At 65.7% G+C, this 17,859-nt stretch carries 14 protein-coding genes and 2 pseudogenes; 10 read left to right on the top strand and 6 right to left on the bottom strand.

The window, feature by feature from the left end; all coding sequences use genetic code 11:
• Nucleotides 1-421 precede the first annotated feature (421 nt).
• Together NI2_RS08540 and NI2_RS33680 are read left to right on the top strand one after the other, a co-directional pair.
• Complete coding sequence (locus NI2_RS08540; RefSeq protein ID WP_084476169.1) at nucleotides 422-994, top strand: TetR/AcrR family transcriptional regulator; 573 nt, start codon at nucleotides 422-424, stop codon at nucleotides 992-994.
• A 1,113-nt stretch (nucleotides 995-2,107) separates the two neighbouring features.
• Complete coding sequence (locus NI2_RS33680) at nucleotides 2,108-2,314, top strand: hypothetical protein (RefSeq protein WP_133734201.1); 207 nt, start codon at nucleotides 2,108-2,110, stop codon at nucleotides 2,312-2,314.
• 255 nt (nucleotides 2,315-2,569) lie between these two features.
• Here the strand turns inward: NI2_RS33680 and NI2_RS08545 are convergent, their stop codons facing one another.
• A complete protein-coding gene (locus NI2_RS08545) occupies nucleotides 2,570-3,022 on the bottom strand; it encodes a pyridoxamine 5'-phosphate oxidase family protein (protein WP_067488188.1) in 453 nt (150 codons plus the stop codon).
• Nucleotides 3,019-3,402, bottom strand: a complete 384-nt coding sequence (locus NI2_RS35045; RefSeq protein ID WP_067488190.1) for a hypothetical protein — start codon at nucleotides 3,400-3,402, stop codon at nucleotides 3,019-3,021. Before NI2_RS35045 ends, NI2_RS08545 begins: the two co-directional genes overlap by 4 nt.
• A 235-nt stretch (nucleotides 3,403-3,637) precedes the next feature.
• Here NI2_RS35045 and NI2_RS35050 point away from each other — a divergent pair, with 235 nt between their 5' ends.
• From NI2_RS35050 to NI2_RS08580, 5 genes are all read left to right on the top strand, one after another.
• Nucleotides 3,638-3,820, top strand: coding sequence for a hypothetical protein (locus tag NI2_RS35050; RefSeq protein ID WP_243750081.1), 183 nt, complete (start codon nucleotides 3,638-3,640; stop codon nucleotides 3,818-3,820).
• 899 nt (nucleotides 3,821-4,719) lie between these two features.
• Nucleotides 4,720-7,359, top strand: a complete 2,640-nt coding sequence (locus NI2_RS08565; RefSeq protein WP_133734202.1) for a hypothetical protein — start codon at nucleotides 4,720-4,722, stop codon at nucleotides 7,357-7,359.
• Between the two features lie 284 nt (nucleotides 7,360-7,643).
• Nucleotides 7,644-8,453 carry a ribosome hibernation promotion factor gene (locus NI2_RS08570; RefSeq protein ID WP_067488342.1) on the top strand — a complete coding sequence of 270 codons (810 nt, stop codon included), beginning with the start codon at nucleotides 7,644-7,646 and terminating at the stop codon, nucleotides 8,451-8,453.
• A 326-nt stretch (nucleotides 8,454-8,779) separates the two neighbouring features.
• The gene (locus NI2_RS08575; protein WP_067488197.1) at nucleotides 8,780-9,202 is read left to right on the top strand and encodes an Hsp20/alpha crystallin family protein; all 423 of its coding nucleotides are present in this window, start codon (nucleotides 8,780-8,782) and stop codon (nucleotides 9,200-9,202) included.
• A 135-nt stretch (nucleotides 9,203-9,337) separates the two neighbouring features.
• Complete coding sequence (locus NI2_RS08580) at nucleotides 9,338-9,928, top strand: dienelactone hydrolase family protein (RefSeq protein ID WP_084476171.1); 591 nt, start codon at nucleotides 9,338-9,340, stop codon at nucleotides 9,926-9,928.
• A gap of 179 nt (nucleotides 9,929-10,107) precedes the next feature.
• Here NI2_RS08580 and NI2_RS08585 read toward each other — a convergent pair whose 3' ends face one another.
• Nucleotides 10,108-11,682, bottom strand: a complete 1,575-nt coding sequence (locus NI2_RS08585) for an ATP-binding protein (RefSeq protein WP_067488199.1) — start codon at nucleotides 11,680-11,682, stop codon at nucleotides 10,108-10,110.
• 438 nt (nucleotides 11,683-12,120) lie between these two features.
• On the opposite strand from NI2_RS08585, the gene NI2_RS08590 reads away from it, so the two are divergent.
• Together NI2_RS08590 and NI2_RS08595 are read left to right on the top strand one after the other, a co-directional pair.
• A complete protein-coding gene (locus NI2_RS08590) occupies nucleotides 12,121-12,732 on the top strand; it encodes a hypothetical protein (protein ID WP_067488201.1) in 612 nt (203 codons plus the stop codon).
• A gap of 5 nt (nucleotides 12,733-12,737) precedes the next feature.
• Nucleotides 12,738-13,796, top strand: a complete 1,059-nt coding sequence (locus NI2_RS08595; protein WP_243750082.1) for a helix-turn-helix domain-containing protein — start codon at nucleotides 12,738-12,740, stop codon at nucleotides 13,794-13,796.
• Between the two features lie 314 nt (nucleotides 13,797-14,110).
• Here the strand turns inward: NI2_RS08595 and NI2_RS08600 are convergent.
• From NI2_RS08600 to NI2_RS08610, 3 genes and pseudogenes are all read right to left on the bottom strand, one after another.
• Nucleotides 14,111-15,066, bottom strand: a pseudogene (locus NI2_RS08600) (universal stress protein).
• Entirely contained in the window at nucleotides 15,063-15,590 is a 528-nt protein-coding gene (locus NI2_RS08605; RefSeq protein WP_067488345.1) for a flavodoxin family protein, read from the bottom strand. The pseudogene NI2_RS08600 and the gene NI2_RS08605 overlap by 4 nt, the downstream one beginning before the upstream one ends.
• Nucleotides 15,590-16,018: a hypothetical protein gene (locus NI2_RS08610; RefSeq protein WP_067488207.1), complete on the bottom strand. Its 429-nt coding sequence runs from the start codon at nucleotides 16,016-16,018 to the stop codon at nucleotides 15,590-15,592. Before NI2_RS08610 ends, NI2_RS08605 begins: the two co-directional genes overlap by 1 nt.
• A gap of 127 nt (nucleotides 16,019-16,145) precedes the next feature.
• On the opposite strand from NI2_RS08610, the pseudogene NI2_RS08615 reads away from it, so the two are divergent.
• Nucleotides 16,146-17,851, top strand: a pseudogene (locus tag NI2_RS08615) (SulP family inorganic anion transporter).
• Nucleotides 17,852-17,859: the final 8 nt, after the last annotated feature.

Below are 17,859 nucleotides of genomic sequence, written 5' to 3' on the forward strand. Positions count from 1 at the left end.
TCGCCGTATCCACTGCCTCGGGTAGCGGCACCAGCCTCTTCCAATCGACTGAGATCTGCTCAGCCCCCGCGCCGCCTTCGGGCAGGTGCACGACCGCGCGAGTTCCCTCCGACGGTCCCGATCCGTTGCCAGCAGCGCCGATAACGGTTCCGACACCGTCGATGCCCACGCGCCATCGGCCCTCGGTGACTTCAGATACAACACGTCGGCTCGATTCAAACCGAACGCCTCGACTCGTACCAGGGCGGTTTCGGCGCTACTCCGAGGTGGATCGGTGTGCTGCAGCTCGACGGCCAGCTCGGCTGTCTGTGTCTGAACGAGGTGACGCACCAACTCTCCTGAAAATGAGAGTTGAACTTCCAGTTCTCGACTGGTAGCGACAAAGTAGGAGTAGGTCTACCGTTTCGAGTAGGGTCGGAGCATGAAAGAGCGTCGCGACGTCACACGAAACAGGACGAAGATCCTGGCAGCCGCTCGTGAGGTCTTCCGTGACCAAGGCCCTACCGCATCCAACGATGCTGTAATCTCCGCAGCCCAGGTCGGTGTGAGCACGTTCTACCGGTACTTCCGAACCCGGCACGAGTTGTTGTCGGCCGTACTGACAGAGCTGGCTTCGGAGGCGGAGACGGTAGCCGAGCGAGCCCGCGACATCGACGACCCATGGGCCGCGTTCGCCGAGGTCTTTCGGCGCGGGTGCGTGCTCGAGGGCGCCGACCTCGCACTCTTCTACGCCGTGGCCGACGAGTCACACGAGCTCGCAGCCCAAGCCGCTGAGCTGACAGAGGCGATCGTCGGGCCCAGTGTGGAGCGTGCCCGGGCAGCGGGGATGCTCGATCAATCGGTCGACGTCCACATTGTCGTCGATCTGATGAGCGCCGCGCACAGCGCACCGTGTCCGGTGCGCCGAGATACCCGCGCCGAGGTCATCCTTGCGGGACTACGTCGGCGCTCTGGAGGCGAACAGCCCGATGATTGCGGAGCTGCCATCCGTTGATCGGGAAGACCGGCGGCGTTGTCCTGGTGGGTCAGGGTGGGGTGTTACGGCCACGATCCAGTGGCAGCGATAGGAGGACTCAGCGCGGTCCTTCGCGGCTCGTTGGGAGTCGACATCTTTGCTGTGTCCGGTCCGGCGATGGGGCATCGAAACTCGGCCTGATTCCCGTGTCGGGCTCGGCGGCGTTTGTCAGGGCAGGGGAGGAGCATGGCCCAGGCCGTAGCGCCCCACCGCCGCTGCGCTCGTGACTGCCCTCGGGCAGCGAAAGACCGACCTCGAGGTGATGATTCCGTCCGAAATGCCCTCACCTCAGGGTCTTCGGTTTCTGGTGTGCGAGGCTCGGGTGAGGCGATGATCGCAGTCATGACCGTCTCGGCGAACTATCAAACCTCTGGAATCGGTGCATCCTTGGTGGTTTCGGCGCTGCGCGTACCTTTGCTGGCGCGGCTGGTGCCCCATGTGGCCGAGCTGCGCTACCGAGGACGACGGTCGGGACGGCACATCGCGCTGCCGGTGCAATGCGCGCACATCGGCGACACCATCGTGGTGCGGGTCGCGCGTGCCCAGTCCAAAGCCTGGTGGCGAAACTTCACAACACCGCACCCGATCTCGATACACCGCGATGGCCGAGGGGTGGAGGCGATCGCCCATGTGGCTTTTGTGGGGACTCTCGAGCACGAGGAGCTCTCGGGGGTACTACCAGCAGGTCTTCCCCCACTGCGAGGTTCCCATAGCAGACCCGCTCGTTGTGATCGAGTTGCCCACACACTGCGCTGCCATCGGCCGGCAGCGAGACCGCATGCCTAGCGACCGGTTGTGGCGTCGGTGGAGATGACAGTGCGGTAGGCGAAACGGTGGGTCGCGCAGTGACTCGTGTTGAGGTCATGGATGGTTCGCGCGCACCGATGGGTCTGGCCACCGCAGCCCAGATTGGCTGTGCGGGCTGCTGGCAGCGTCCTCACCGGCTCTCTCTGGTAGCTCGGACAGCCCTTTCGGGCTCGTCGTAGCGATCGGCATCGCCGGCGGTGTCGTGAATGGCGCAGCGATCGTCTGGTTGCTCGTCGCCATCCTTGCCGCGGCCACCGTGTCACCGGGCGCGCCGAGAAATACGCAGTGAGCACTGCTGCCAGCACCGCCGTCTCGGCGGCGGCTGTGGCGATCAGCGGCCAGGTCATCGCTGTTGTCCTCCTTCGCGATCGGCGCCTTCGATCACCCGCCGATGGCCACTGTCACGCCCCGATGCCGCATCGCGAGAACGCCGCGACCGCCGCTGTGGTCCGCGCGCTGACCGACGACGACCCTGACACCACCCCGCGCTGATCCCGCGGGCTTCGGCGTCAGGTTCGGTTACGACCCTGCTCTGCAGGGCGGTCTGCTGGTGTGTCCACACGGCGGGGTCCTCGGGCGACCTGGGTTGCTGTAGCCCGGTCGGTTCCGCCGAGCACGGCGCGCTTGCGGCCTTGGTCTCAGGGGATGTAGTCGTGGGGTCGCGATGGCTTGCTCGTGTGCAGGTGGTTGTCGAGGCAGCGTTCGGTGATCGGTTCGAGCTCGGTGAGGATTTCACGTTGTGTCAGATCATGGTGCATGGTGGTGGTCTGTCCTTGTGCAGTCGATGAGGCGAATACCGGCGACGATGGTGGTCTCGATTTCGATGACCGAGTCCATGGTCTTGTCGACCCAGGGGGTCAGAATGCGCTCGTAGCGGGCGATGCGAGCCGGGTCGGTGACCGGGCGCGCGAGCCCGGTCACCGTGACCGACCAGCCGAGACGGCCGATGGGGTCGATGTCGTCGGCTTGGTAGGTGACCACCACCGCGGAGTTGGCGCGGACCGCGGTTGTCAGTTTCGAGGTGATTCCGGTGCGCACGATGACAGTTTCATCGTTCTCGACGAGATGATTGACCGGTCGGACGGCCGGCAGGGCATCGCGCATGAACACGATCCGGCCGAACGGTGCCGAGGCGAGTAGCCTCAACGCGGCGTCGCGGTCGAGGTCGATGACGCGCCGGTCCGGTTCGGTGTCGTTCACGAGTCCATCCCTGTCTGTGCGGCGGGTCGAGAAGTTGGGCGCGGGCCGGGCTGCGGCGTACCCGGCGAGGACATGGGCTCCACGATGGTCAGGTCACCGTCGTGGCGGCGGTACAGCAGCCGGCCCCGCCGATCATCGGCGGCGGAGAAGAACAGGTGCGGTAGCCCGTAGGAGCACAGGCGATCGGCGGCCTCGAGGTCGGTGAGCTGTAGTGCAGGACGGGAGCTGACCGAGACGGCTATCGCGTGTGGTGCGGTCGGCGGCTGCATTCGATGCTGGCGGGCCAGCCGCACCCCGAGGGGGCCGGCCCAGTAGACGATCGCGTCTTCGCCGGTCTCGGCGTCGGTGAACAACTCGACGTCATAGTCCATCGCGTCCATGACCCGCACTGCGGTCTCGACGTCGACGGTGGCCAGAGTGCAGCGCTTGCCGCCGGACGATCCGGCGAGGTCCGGTCACCACAGCGAGGGCTGGTCGCGACGGATCGGGCCAACACCGCATCGTCGCGTTCGCAGAGTCCAGCCGCGTGAGCAGACGGTCCAGCCGCTCGGCGGCGATGGCCGCCGCGAACTCACGAGGGCCGGCGATCTGGATTCGGATCGGCTCGTGGTGTCGATGACAGTTCAGTTGGATCAGCTGTTGTGCCCCGGCATCGGAGGCGGCGGTGACTCGCACCCGTCCGTCGCTGATGCCGTGGCCGCGAAGTACATTGCCGATCTGGCGGGCTGCGCGGGCGGTCGTGGTGAGGTCGACCGGTCCGTGAGTGGTGACCGTCAGTCCCGAGTCCAGATCAGCTGAGGGCTGTTCGGTGGCTGCCACGCGACGCGTCCCCGCTTTCATGTCATCGAATTGTGTGTGGTCTGTCTGGTGCCTACATCACCATCGCGGCCCCGCCGCTCCGTAGGGCTGAAAGACACATCACGAGAGGACCTTCGGCCGCGCCTGCGATGGCACGGACGCAACGCGAACGGAGCTCCCGGTTGCCGCCCCGCGAGGGCCGCCCGGTCGCCTACCGCGAGGAGCGCTGCAGGTCCCTGTTCAGCTCGTGCACGCTGCCCCATACTGGCGTCGCAACGGATCTGCGGTGTATCCGAGCGGCGGCTCTGCCAGCGGGTCGTAACGACACGGCCCCAGCGAATCCGGGTGATTGGCAGCGCCCTCACATAGCTCGGGGACACGCGGGTGCTCAACGGGGAGTGACTGAACACGCTCGCCCTCCCGATACTGCGCAGTGCCGGGTCGCGGGTACATCCGGCCGCCGCCCCGGTCGGTCACCCATGCCGCGACCACCCAGCCATCTGAATACTGCTGTCGAGCCGGACTCTCTGCCGTCACGGCTTCACCACGTGGTTGCGGCATGAGATGCGACCCGGCCAAGTTCGGGAAAAGCGCTTCTTGTCCGAAGTTGCCGCCTGCCACACAGCGGCCGTGAGATGATGAGAGCGCGGATATGTACTGGTTGGACGGGGAAATTGTCCGTGTTCGAGCCCCTCGGAGAAGTCCCTCCTGCGTTTTCCGTGCAGCGGATGCAACTCTGCTCACAGCTCGATCCGGTGAGTGGTCGATGAATGACGTCGCTGTAGCGGGTTCTGGCCCGGCGGCGTGGCCCGTTTAGTGCTCGTGCTCGTTGCGAGCGTCCCGCGAGCGCGGCGTCACTGACAGCCCGCTCTGGTTTAGTCCGACGCGAGGTGGTTGCTGTGTTTATGGAGTTTCAGTTAGCCGCCGATGTCTTCACGAGGATAGTGCGGAATCGTCTTCGTTCCCTTCCGATCTGTCTCGACCATGAGTTGCCATTGTTCGACTCGACGTATGTTCTGGACCGCATAGACGTCGAAGACGGGACGTCTGTGCAACGTGAACGGCGGCTCGATCGGACATCGGGAACGCCGGTCGAAGTCGATGCAGCGACCAACCCCGTCGGAATCATCACCCCGACAGGATTCTTGTCCGGCTTCACTGCCAGTTTTCTTCAAGTGCGCCAGCCCGTGACCGTTCATCTTGTGTCTCCATCCGACCTGCGGGCTCATGCCGAGGCCCCGTCACCTTCGATCCCGGTGGCACTAACCGTCGTGTTCAACGTCGATTTGTGGGCACCGAACAGCACTCAGGGTGGCGGTCGTCCGCTTCTTCGATACAGCCTCGGCTACATCGACTACGGCATCTATGACCCCTTCATTCCCGCGACCAGCAAGGCTGCCGTGGAGCAGCGGCTGGTCGGCCTCGCACCGGCTCCGGTCGAAATGGATCTGTCAGGGTTGGATAGTGCGCTGGCGGGGGAGGGGAGCGGTGCTGTCAATGCGGTGAACTGCGGGATCGTGTGCGACCGGGCGGCGACCCGTATCGCGATGCGGATCGACTTCCAGGTCAACGGTGTGCGCGGCGGAAGCGTTACCCGCGCCTTCTTCGAGCAGGACCCCGCCGATCTCCTGCGAGGCAATCAATGGGCCGTAGCCCTGGACAAGGACCGGATCGTCGAACAGGTACGCGAGCAGGTCCGAATACCGCTGAGCGCGTCGACCGATCTCAATCTGGTCAGTGGTCCCGTCGCCACGTGGCAGCCCACGCAATGCGCCGTGCGTGTTCACGCTGAACTCGAACTGTTCGATGCGTGCCCGTTCCTCGTGGACGACATCGACATGGATGTCGACGTCGATATCACCGCTTCTCTGCATGTAGCCGACAATCGGCTCACGACCCGGGTGAATATCACAGGTGAACCATCCGATGTTGGGGAGACGATACTGTGCGCCGTCACCGCCAGCCTGCTGTGGCCGTTCATCGGCCCCCTGCTGCTCAAGGACGAGGAACTAGATGACGGACTGGGGTACTACTTCGCGGGCCTGGCAACCGCTCCGATAGTGCCGGCCATCGGCGTATTGGCTGCGATCTACCAACAGGATCCCCCTGACATCTCGGAAGACCTCGGTGCCGAAACCCGCAAGATCGACGATAGCAACTACGAAACTGTCCAGCCACTTAACGTTCGGATGGCATTGAGCCCACCGATTCGGCAGCGACTCAACTTCGAGACCGTCTACGGCACAACGGATCTGCTGGTATTCGCAGGATCGGTCGGTGGCCTTTCCGAGGTGAAGCCCGGCACAACCGCGCTCGACCAGTCCGAGCTGGGATGGTTTGTCGACGGGAGCTGCCGGGGTGGTGGCTTCGGTATCGCCGCGATCGCCACGATCACGGTCAACGGGTCCATGGATACGCCACTGTGCTCCGGGCGGATCATCGACGATCCCCTCGGTGAATACCGCCTCACGATGGAAGGCAACAACCTCATCGTCCGCGAAACCTTCCGTCCGGAATTCATGGCGCTCGCAGAACGATACCCATGCCAGGTACGCGTCATCACCAAACGAGGTGTCCGGACCATTGTGTATCCGCCGGTGAATCCGATCACCGACGCCGAGAAAAAGGACTTGGAGGAACTGCGTCGGAACTTGAACAAAATGTGTAAGGCATGGCGTGACAGCTTCCATATTCCGGAAATCGTCGGCGTGCCGAAGCCCCAACCGATGGAACATCCGGATTGGACGCTGTGGCAAATAGCAGTACACAATCTCGCCACCGACGACGAGGTCACCATATCGACCCTCGACGAAGTAGCGCTGGCAACCTTGACAGCGCCACAAACAGGCGTCGTATTCACGACGCTGCTCCTCGCCGATCCCATCGACCAGCTACAGATCTCGCTAGCACCTGCCCGTGACTCCGACCGCCGGCCCCCCTCGATCACAGTGCGTCAACTCCACTACGCCGCACGAGCCGATCTGCGGGTCCGAGGCAAGCTCAGCGACCTGTGGTTCGAACGCGACGGCAACCGTCAATTGCTCAAGCTGCACGACAGCGTCGGTAACGCGAACATAGACACCACTGTTGCCCATCATCCTGTCGCCGTCCTCATCGGGGAGCCGCCGGACACCGTCGACCCGAGCGGACTGCCCACGCGGCGCACCGGCACCGGCCGGCGAATCACCACACATGCACAAGACGCCAGCGAACAAGCCCTGCGTACTCTCCATGCAGCTGCGTCTGTGTCGGACGCGCACCCGGTCAAGTTCGTCTCGCACCCTCGAATCGGCGGCATCGGCAAAGCCCTGTACGTCCGAACCGCTGATTCGATGATCGTCTACGACACCACCGATCCTGGCAGACCTGCAGTGAGACAGCGGTTTTCGGATAAGGCGTGGTTCGAGGACTCCATTCTCGGGGGCAATCAGCTCGCACGCTACGACGCGGACAACAACCTCATTCGCCTCTATCACTGCGTCGGCGTTGCAGCCGACGGACGCATGACCTGGTACAGATCACACCAAGGCGACGCCTAGATAGCCAGGGCCACATGCACTGGTCGGCGCGAAGACTCGGAACCCGACCAGGGCCGACGGCGTGCAAACCCTTCGGCCGCGCCGTGGGAGCCGTGGCTGATGCGAACAAGCTGCACCACACGAGCACGCGGATGTTCGAAGATCGGTTTCCCTGGGGGACGGGCTGTCGAAGGACCAAAGTCCCCGAACTCGATGCCTCCGGTATCGGCTCGCCACGGTCCTGGGGCCCTGTTCGGATGACGGGTGTTCGCAGAAGCTGTGAGGTGCGACAGAAGGAGAGTGCCATGCATCGAAGCACGGAACTGGCGAATACGAACCTGCAGATCTCGGTGGGCCGTCACGTATCGGCCGCGGCAAGCGACTACGCACGCGAGAAGATCGGTGGGGCCTTGGAATACGCGGGCGGGCCCGTGCTCTCGGCACGAGTCCGGTTGGAAGGGCATGCCGACCCAGCGGTCACCGATCCGACCGTCGCCCAAGCGAATGTGAACGTCGATGGGCGTGCGGTGCGCGCTCAGGTCTCGGCCGCGTCGGCGCGTGAGGCCATCGATCTGCTCGCGGCGCGGTTGCGGGGGCGCCTGGAGCGGATGTCGCGGCGCGGGGAACCGGTGCGCGGTCACCGCTTCGGGCCCGATCCGCACGTGTGGCACCACGGGGCCACGCCACGTCCACGCCTGCCGTATTTCCCCCGCCCGATCGAAGAGCGCGAGATCCTGCGACGCAAGTCCTTCGCGTTGGCCAGCCAAACCTGTGACGAGGCGGCCAACGATATGGCGTTGCTGGACTACGAGTTCCACCTGTTCACCGAGGCGGGCAGCGAACTCGACAGTGTGCTGTATCGCACGGGGCAGACCAGCTACCGACTGGCTCAGCTTCATCCACATCCCCAGGCCGTCATCGATAGCGTGGTGGCGGTCACGATCAGCCCCACACCGCCGCCGGCTCTGAGCGTTGAGGGCGCTGCCGAACGCCTCGAGCTGACGGGATGGCCGTTCGTGTTCTTCGTCGACCCCGAGCTCGACAGGGGTTGCGTGTTGTATCACCGCTACGACGGACACTACGGCCTGATCACCCCCGCCGCGACTGCTGCATAGGTGCCGGGCGGACCGATCACGCCGTGAACCCACGGCGTGATCGGCGGTTTCGGCTGGCGAGCTTCGAGTGACCACCACCGTGAGTGCGCCGATCGCTCGGATATCCGTCTTGTTGCCCGTATTCGAAGCGCCCTGGCGCTTCTCAGCGCCGTCGACCATCCGGACGACCGGACCGACGCACAGCCGCGCGCCGGACACGGAGGGGCTTTCGGATGCTGATCAAGTGTCCACCGTCCTCACCGCTGATGACCCGATGCTCTGTCGGGCGCAGCCGCGACGCGGTGGGATCGAAAGGCCGAATCACCTCATCCTCGAGGAGGAAAGACATGAGCATTCTTCCGGCTCACCGCCCGGGTCTTGTGCCCGATCTGAACACACTGTGGCATGCCCTCGCCCACGCAGGATTGGGATCCACGATCGGGACTCATCTGCTGGCGGTGGAGGACAGCATCGATAACGGCCGCTACGTCGTGCGAGCGGAAATCCCCGGCGTCGACCCCGATAAGGACGTCGAGGTCAGCGTCGAAGGCCGGCAACTGACGATCAAGGCTCAGCGCAGCGAACAGCACCAGCACAACGGGCGCTCCGAGTTCACCTACGGCTCGTTCTCTCGGTCGGTCAGCCTGCCCCAGAGTGCCGACGCAGACAGCATTGAGGCGACCTATTCGAATGGGATCCTGACCGTCAGCATTCCGGTCGCCGAACCCGAAGCTGCCGCCAAGAAGATCGCAGTCAAGACCGCCGACTGAGCACGGTGTGCGACAACGGATCTGGTGCGTGCTCGGAGGCCCGCACCAGGTCCGAACTGGAACACCTCACCACCTCGGATCCACACGCTCTCAGGTGTGATGCGAACGGAGCCCTTTGTGACTGTCCTCGACGCGGTGGCCGCGTCCGCGCCGGGCAACCAGGAAGTGATGATTGCTTGCGCCGAGGTCGTGGTCAACAGCTGTCTCAGGGTGCCGCCCGATCCGGTCGGTGTCATCGTATTCGCCCACGGAAGTGGCACGGACCGGCACAGCCCGCGCCACCGCTACATGGGCGAGCTGCTGGCCAGGCATGGCTTTGCGAGCCTCACCGTCGATGTCCTCACCCCCGCCGAGGCGGGTAGGCCTGACAGCCTGTTCGATGTCGAACTGCTCGGCGATCGTCTCATCGAGGTGCGTGGCTGGTTGCACGCGGTGCCGGCGCTGCGTGAGTTGCCGACCGGGTTGCTGGGCACGGGCTCGGATGCTCCTGCAGCATTGTGGGCCGCCGGCGAGCTCGGTGCGATGGTCGGCGCGGTGGTTGTGCGTGGTGCTCGGCCCGATCTGGCAGGCGCGCGGCTGACTCGGATTACCGCGCCCACGCTGTTTCTGGTCGGTGGCCTCGACCGGCGAGTACTTGCACACAACCAGTGCGCGGCCGAGTTGATGCGCAGTGAGCACCGCTTGACTCGCCTGATGTCACCGGGCCGGTCACCGCTGGATTCCTAGCCGACGCGCCGAGCCGCCTATCTCGCCGCGGTGTGGTTCACAGAACAGCTGCTCACCGACGCGTCGCGACCGGACACGCGGCGGTGCAGAGGGACCGGCCCACGATGACGTCGCAACGCGCTCAATGCGTTCTGTCGGTGCGATTCAGCGCCGGGTCAGCTGGTCGGCATCGGTCCTCATCACGACTGTCGGTTCTGGGCGGCGTCGATGAGCTGTCGAACTGGTGCGCTCGTGACCGACCAGACACCGAATCCGGTGTCTATCCTCGCGGCACGGACCGCGACCTCCCACAAAGCATCGCCCAAGGCGTCCTCGCTCACGTCGCCGAGCACGGTGGTCCGGAAGTCCCGGTCGGTCGCGAGTTTGGTCCACCATGGCTCGGACCGCCGTGAATAGTAGTTGGCGAACGAGGGGTAGTACTCGCTGCCGGCGCGCGGGGGCCGCGTGGTCCCGCGGCCGGGCCTGGTCGTGATGACCAGTGCCGCGATCGCGTCGAAACCGCAGAGCGCGTCGAGTATCGGATCCCGGTCGGGGATCGCGGTGCCGGGTTGCGGATCGTAGGTACTGTCGTCGACCGCGTACGGGCGCAGCGCAGGCAGACGGTGAGTGATCCGGCGCGCTGGTGGGATCAATCCACCGCCTTCGTCTTGGCTGTTGATCTTCGGGAAATGGTTCTGGCGGCTGCCCATGACCAAGCCGTGCCCGAGCCAGATCGCCCAGTACTCATCGGGAGATGGCTGCAGCGCAAGCTTTCTGACGATCTCCCACTTGCCCAATCGCACGGCGAGCCCGCCCAGTGCTTCGACGCGGAAGATGATCTCGAGCCACAGCAGCGCGAGCAGTTTCCCATCACCAGACTGCGGTGCCGGCGGTGTCCGGTAGATCAGGGCGAGCTGATCGATGACCGACGCCGCGACATCGTCGTCGTCGACGGTGAGCGCGGTGCCGGCCAGGGAGATCAGCCGGTCCAGGATCGTTCGGTACTCCTCGAGGTCTCCGCCGTCGGCCGCGGCCAAGGCGTCACCGGCCGCGCGCAGCAGCAACAGCCGTACCGGCACGAGGTCGCGTTCGCGCAGTAACTCGAGCACCGCATTGTCGAACGAGGCCTGATCCAGTTGCCACGTCAGCGCCTGCACCGGACCGCGGGCGATGGATTGGCCTCGGACGCCGGCCTCGATCGCGGCGACTGTTGCAGCGAACTCCTGGCGGTGCTGCTCGCGCAGGCGTTCGTCGCGTTCGGCGAACAGACTCAAGACCTCCGATTGCTCCCACCGCGCACTCGAGGTGCCGCGCCGAAGGAAGACGTCGCCGGGCCGGAACACTGTCTGCTGCTTGTTGTTCGGCTTGGTGTACTCACCGATCGCCTTCACGACGGTGAATCCGAGCGAATGACGCGGCACGAACACCAGCACGACGGGGTGTCCGGCTACCGTGTGCTGGGCGGGAATGACCTGGGTCGGGTGGAGGAATTTCTCGAGCTTTTGGCGCAGGTTCGCTTCGTCGAACTGCTGCGCCAGTTGTGTGGTCATTTCCCCGGTCAGCTTGCCGCAATCGTCAGCGCCGATGACGATGTAGCCGCCGCAAGCGCGCATGGCCGCAACGTCTTTCGTGAACTCCACCAGCGAGGGATGGTCGTTGAGATCGACCACGCGCTTGTAGTCCAGGTTCGTCAGCTCGGTCCCCACCCCGAGCAGCTCTATTACCTTCTCCTCCGAAACCACCGGCTCGACGACGATGGCGTTGGGCTCGCTCATGTGTGGCAACGTACTACGCGCTGCCCACGCACTACGGCGTCCGAGCAATACCAAGGCGCCGATGCACCCTCGTCGACGACGCGTCAGAGGGTCGTGGATAGATCATGGCATCTGGGTTGACGGATTTCGGTCGCCCGGCGCGGATCACGGATCGGGTCAGGTGTTCGTGCAGGGTCATCGCTTCCGGTCGGCACGGAGAGGTCACCGGCAAGGTCGGCGCACGAGGCGTGGTCGGCGACGCCGCGGACGGCTCGGTGATCGACCCAGTGGCATCCGGCTCGCCCATCGCAGCGCCTCGGCGGTTTTGCTCCGGCGCCACGGCGGGACCGCGTCGGCCGCGCCACTGCTTGACGCGTCATCGAGATGGTTCCTGGTCGGCCGAAGGTTCCCCGGCGTGGGCGAAGGCCCCCGGTTGACAATGCCGGTATATTTTCCGGTATGAATTCATACCCGGAACCTCAGGATGTGCGTGAAGACCTCGGCGACAAGACGCTGCACGCAATCGTCACCGCCGTCGACGGTGCCCGAGAAGACCTCCGGGAGTTCCGCGAGATCAAGCCGGGCTGGTTCGTCGACTTCTCTCAACGACTGGTCGCGAACTTCATCCATGACCGGATCTGGGCGCACATGAAGTTCGCTACGCTCGACAACCCGGATGTGACGATGATCGACGCCGAGCCTGTGCGCGAGGTCCGCCATGGCAGCAAGTACCGACTCCGGATCAAGCGCCACAGCCACGCCGCGGCGATCGAGACCTTCCCGACCAAGGCTGCTCTGAACTTCTGGTGCGCCACACCCGCACTTCCCGGGCTCGAACAGTGGAGCCTGGCGATCGGCTACATCTGGGATGGAGAGCTCGGCGAGATCAAGCAGCCGGTGATCTCGTTCCGTGACAGCAAGAACAAGCCGCGGTGGATGGTCGAGCTCGACACCGGACATGCCGCGGCAGGCGGTGAGTTGGTGTTCACGCCCATCGACCCTGTCATGCCCGCGATCGATTTCGACCTGTTCGACGGGATGTCCGGGCAGGCTGAACCCGATGCCCTGTGAACAGCATGGGCGATGTCATCCTGACGGCGCGGCGGGCGGCGGGGATGACTCAAGAAGAACTCGCCGAACAACTCGGCATCCAGCAAGCCACGCTGTCGCGGTATGAGAACAACACTCGTACACCCGAGCCGGACATGGTCGCCAGGCTCGCTGCGGCGTTGTCGCTGACGCCGGAGTTTCTGTCGAGTTCGTTCAGCCGGATGCAAGGTGCCCTCGCAGGCGATGTCCACATGCGTCGTCAACGCACGGCGAAGGTCTCGCATTGGAAGAGCGGGGAGGCGCGGCTGAACATGTATCGCATGCGTAGCGCGTTCCTGCTGGATCGGATCGGCATGCGACCGCAGAACCAGGTGCCGACGTTCGAACTCGATACCGCCGCGACAGCGACCCCCGCCGATGCGGCCCGGTTGACTCGGTCGCAGTGGCGGATGCCGATCGGTCCCGTGCGGAACCTGACTCGATGGCTGGAATCGGCAGGTGTGCTGATCTTCGAGGAGGATTTCGATACCCACCGAATCGACGGCATGTCCCAGTGGGCCAGTGACTATCCGGTGATCATCGTCAACGCTGCGCAAACGACGGACCGCCGCCGGTGGACATTGGCTCACGAGCTGGGGCACCTGGTCCTGCACAGTGTGTTCGTCGTCGATGATCGAGAGATGGAGCGCCAAGCCGACGAGTTCGCCGCCGAGTTCCTGATGCCCAAGCATTTGATCGAGCCGGATTTGTCGGTGTTGAAGCCTGCGAGACTGATCGACCTCAAAGCCACATGGGGTGTATCGATGCAGGCGATCTACGAGCGTGCCTATCAGTTCGGGCGGGTCACGGGCGAGGAACGCACCCGGTTCTATCGATCACTCAATGCTCGTGGGTGGAAAGCCAACGAACCAGGCGCCGACCGCATCCCACCCGAGCATCCGGCGTTGGCGGCCACCATCGGCGAGGCGCTGCTCGACAAAGGTCTCGACAGGCAAGAAGTCCTCGCGATGACCGGAAGCTCCGGGGACGCCGACCACGATCAGTTCATTCCGGCGCGAGTGGGCGGCCTGAAACTGATTCGCTGACGCCACCGAGACCCGTTCGCCCGCGCCGGAGACGATCTCGGACAACACGTACGCCCGCGACATGCAGTTTTCGTTTGCTCGAGGATCCGTCGACGAAAACGGCGTACTTCGATTCGGGAGCTGGGCCGGCTCGGCGGCGGCATGATTGTGTCGACCGCGAATGGCGGTCCGCGCTGACCTTATCGCGAGGCAACGCGGGCCGCCCTCGGTTACAGCCACCCGGGCGCCCAGATGGCGCCGGGGGAATCAGTTTTCGTCGAGCAGCTCGCGCATCGGACCAACTAAGGTGGTCGCGGTGTGCGATACCGGCGCGGTCACCGCGTCGCAGCGTCTTGCTCGAGCGCGGTTCGATGCCGGTGGTCAGGTCGGGCGAACACCCGATCGGCCTCGATTCGGGCGTAGGCGAGGAATCGATCGATGCCGGTCGGTGCCGCAGTCGGTTCGGGAACGATCGACACCGCGCAGCGGGTGTGGCCCAGCGCGGTACGCCCCATACCCTGCTGGGGTGGCCACAACGTGCGGTGATCGCGCGCTACGACAACCAATTGGGCGGTGCTGCTGAACCTTTCGAGCGCGGTCCGTGGGTGACCGAAGTAGGTGATCATGCTGGTCCGCACCGACGGAAACCGGACACCCAACTCGGCCACCAACGCCTCGACGTCCCCGCCGACTGCAGACGACGGAGCACCGGACCGGGTGAGCTCGACGACCACCATGTTGGTGGCTCGCTCCTGCGCGGCGCGCAACCCCACTGCCAGGGTGTCGGCGGCGCCAGGGTTCACCGGGTCGATCACGACCAGGATCGGGCCAACAGCTGATGCCACGTACCGCAGGGGCCGAACGACGGTGACGGGGCTGTGCGCCGCCGCAGAAACCGACGACGCGACCGAGCCGAGCATCGTCTGCACCGTGCGACTGTGGCCGAGGCTGCCGACCACGACCTCGGACGCGGTCGCCGAGAGGTCGATCAGTGCGGTCGCCAGATCTCCATGCAGGGTCAACTCGGCGATTTCCGTGCCGGGGTGTGCGTGGTTTGCCTCCACCGACCGATGACCGCCTGCCGCGCTTCGGCGAGGATTCCGCAGCCGCGCGGCCCGAGTGCCGGTCGTCGTGCGACATGCACCAACTGCAATGGCGTGTGCCGGGCAGCGGCGGCGACCGCGGCCCATTGAGCAGCGCGGATCGCTGTCGGTGGTGATCCGTCGACACCCGCGACGACAGCGGCAGTGTCGATGCCCGAGCGCGCGTCGGCGGCGGGCGGTGTGTTCATGGCCGCTCTGCCGAAGTGGCGGTTTCGGTCGCGCCCAGTTGTGCTGCCCACGCGGTCGCGCGCTGGATTTCGCCGCTGCACAATGGTCCGGTCATGTCTTCGACCAGGAAGTCCGCTGGTGGGGCCGCGAGGTGATAGCCGAGGTGGCGCAGACGCTTGCCGATACCCTTGGCCGCTGAACCGGGCAGCCAGGGTGGGTGGGCGATCTTGGTCCCGAAGGCGGCCGCCGCCCGCAAGGATGCCACGGGCAGTGCCGCGTCGAGCCATTCGCGGATCCCGATCTCTATCTCGACCGGGGCGTCGGTCTGCCCGGCGGCGTCTTCGCGGGTCGCGGCGCGGCTGAGACCGAACGCGTGGGTCGGGGCGCCGACCACGAGCAGGTCGACATCGGGTGCCGGGCGGTTCACGGCCTCGGCGACCGGGCACATCGTCACCTCGAACCGTGGCCGCAGACCGACCGCGATCGCTTCGGCGATCTCGGCGGTGTTGCCGAACATCGATTCGTAGACGATCTGTGCGTGCATCAGTTCCACTCCTTCGGGCGCCGCGAAGCGCTGCGGGCCGGCTGCGGCGCGACGCCGAGCGCGGCGATGACAACCGCCAGCATCACACACACTGGTTGCAGCCAGCTCAGTTCGCGTAAGACCAACAGCTGCAATAGGATCCAGCCGATCAGTGCACAGGCCGCGACCATGGTTGTGTGCTTGGTGCGCGGGCCGTCCTGGGCTGTGAGGGTGACGACGGTCAGAGGCAGCCCGACCATCACCGCCAGTGCGACACCGGCCAGAATCGGGCTCTGCCACGGCAGCCGGGTCTCGGTCGCCGGGCTCAGTGCCAGTGCGCCGGTGATCAGACCGAGTGCGCCGGCGAAGGCCCACGTCGCCAGCAGCCCGGCGATCACGCACAGTACGGCTCGGCGAGGGTCGAGCCGGCGCAGGTAGGTCGAGATCATGGTCCCAGCGTGGCGGGTCAGCCCTGTTCGAGGTCAGGGGCGAAGGTCCCCGGTGCTGAGGACCACTGTCCTGATCCGGTGACGTTCGGCCGTCCCGTAGGCCGGTGCGAGCCTCGACACTGGAACGATGTTGATGCGTGCATTGCCGGGCCTGGCGCAATTCCGGGGCTATCGGCGAGCATGGCTGCGCCCGGACGTGGCGGCTGGTGTCACCGTGGCGGCGTATCTGATTCCCCAGGTCATGGCTTACGCCACCGTGGCCGGGCTGTCGCCGGTGGTGGGTTTGTGGGCGGCGATCACCCCGTTGGCGGTGTACGCGGTGCTGGGGACCTCGCGTCAGCTCTCGGTCGGTCCGGAGTCGACGACCGCGCTGTTGACCGCGGTGGCGTTGGGGCCCTGGCCGCCGGTGACCCGCATCGCTACGGCGCGCTCGCGGCGTTGCTGGCCCTGCTGGTCGGGATGCTGTGCCTGGTGGGTGCGTTGATGCGGTCGGGGGTCCTGGCGGATCTGCTGTCGCATCCGGTGCTGGTCGGCTACCTGGCCGGGACCGCGGGGCTGATGATCGTCGGACAGCTGGGCCGGGTCACCGGTGTACCGGTCGAGGGCGATTCGGTTCTGGCACAGCTGGGTTCGCTGCTGGCCAACCTCGACCAATGGCATCCGGCCACCGCGCTGCTGGCCGGATCGGTGCTGGCGGCGCTGCTGGGTATGGCCAAGTGGGCGCCGCGTGCGCCGGGGCCACTGATCGTGGTCCTGGCAGCCACAGCCCTGGTCGCGGCGTTGTCGCTGCAACGGTTCGGCATCACGGTGGTGGGCAGTGTGCCCGCCGGTCTGCCGATGCCCGGCCTGCCCGCGGTCACCTTCGGCGATGCCGCGTCGCTGCTGTTGCCCGCGGTCGGTATCGCGGTGGTCGGCTTCTCCGACAACGCGTTGACCGGTCGGGCGTTCGCCGCGCGCCACGGTGAGCATGTGCGGTCCAATGCCGAGCTGGCAGCGCTGGGCGCGACGAACCTGGCCACCGGCTTCACCCATGGATTCCCGGTGAGCTGCAGCGGCAGCCGCACCACGATCGCGGATCTGCTGGGCGCCCGCACGCAGCTCTACGCGCTGATCACGCTGGCCGCAGTGCTGATCGTGCTCGACGGCGCCAATGATGTGCTGGCGGGGTTCCCGACCGCGGCCCTGGGGGCGCTCGTGGTCTACGCAGCGCTACGGCTGATCGACGTGGCGGAGTTCACGCGGCTGGCACGGTTTCGGCGCAGCGAACTGCTGCTGGCGCTGGGCACGGTGGTGGCCGTTGTGGTGCTCGGTGTCCTCTACGGGATTCTGGTCGCGATCGCGCTGTCGGTGTCGGATCTGCTGCGCCGCATCGCCCACGCCCACGACGCGGTACTCGGATTCGTTCCCGACCTGCCGGGCATGCACGACGTGGACGACTATCCGGCCGCCGAACCGGTGCCGGGGCTGGTGATCTACCGCTACGACGCGCCGTTGTGCTTTGCCAATGCCGAGGACTTCCGTAAACGAGCGCTGGCGGCGGTGGACTGGTCGCAGAAACGAAGTGCTGAACCGGTTCGCTGGTTCGTGCTCAGCGCCGAGGCCAATGTGGAGGTCGACCTGACCGCCCTGGACGCAGTCGAGCAGGTGCGCGCCGAACTGGTCGCGCGGGGCGTTGTGTTCGCGATGGCGCGGGTCAAACAGGATCTGCGCGATGACCTGGATGCGTGTGGGCTGAGCGGGCGCATCGGCGCCGAGTGGTTGTTTCCCACCCTGGCGACCGCGGTCGCGGCGTTTCACGCCGACACGGCCCGCGGTCGCCCGCCCCAGCCGTGACCTTCGGC

The organism is Nocardia ignorata NBRC 108230 (assembly GCF_001612905.1).
In the GTDB taxonomy this organism is placed as follows: domain Bacteria; phylum Actinomycetota; class Actinomycetes; order Mycobacteriales; family Mycobacteriaceae; genus Nocardia; species Nocardia ignorata.

Excerpts from the sequence above, each read along its gene's own strand:
- NI2_RS08540 (WP_084476169.1), top strand. The coding sequence starts at position 422 with ATGAAAGAGCGTCGCGACGTCACACGAAACAGGACGAAGATCCTGGCA.
- NI2_RS35045 (WP_067488190.1), bottom strand. The coding sequence starts at position 3,402 with ATGGACGCGATGGACTATGACGTCGAGTTGTTCACCGACGCCGAGACC.
- NI2_RS35050 (WP_243750081.1), top strand. The coding sequence starts at position 3,638 with ATGACAGTTCAGTTGGATCAGCTGTTGTGCCCCGGCATCGGAGGCGGC.
- NI2_RS08570 (WP_067488342.1), top strand. The coding sequence starts at position 7,644 with ATGCATCGAAGCACGGAACTGGCGAATACGAACCTGCAGATCTCGGTG.
- NI2_RS08575 (WP_067488197.1), top strand. The coding sequence starts at position 8,780 with ATGAGCATTCTTCCGGCTCACCGCCCGGGTCTTGTGCCCGATCTGAAC.
- NI2_RS08585 (WP_067488199.1), bottom strand. The coding sequence starts at position 11,682 with ATGAGCGAGCCCAACGCCATCGTCGTCGAGCCGGTGGTTTCGGAGGAG.
- NI2_RS08590 (WP_067488201.1), top strand. The coding sequence starts at position 12,121 with ATGAATTCATACCCGGAACCTCAGGATGTGCGTGAAGACCTCGGCGAC.
- NI2_RS08595 (WP_243750082.1), top strand. The coding sequence starts at position 12,738 with ATGGGCGATGTCATCCTGACGGCGCGGCGGGCGGCGGGGATGACTCAA.
- NI2_RS08605 (WP_067488345.1), bottom strand. The coding sequence starts at position 15,590 with ATGCACGCACAGATCGTCTACGAATCGATGTTCGGCAACACCGCCGAG.
- NI2_RS08610 (WP_067488207.1), bottom strand. The coding sequence starts at position 16,018 with ATGATCTCGACCTACCTGCGCCGGCTCGACCCTCGCCGAGCCGTACTG.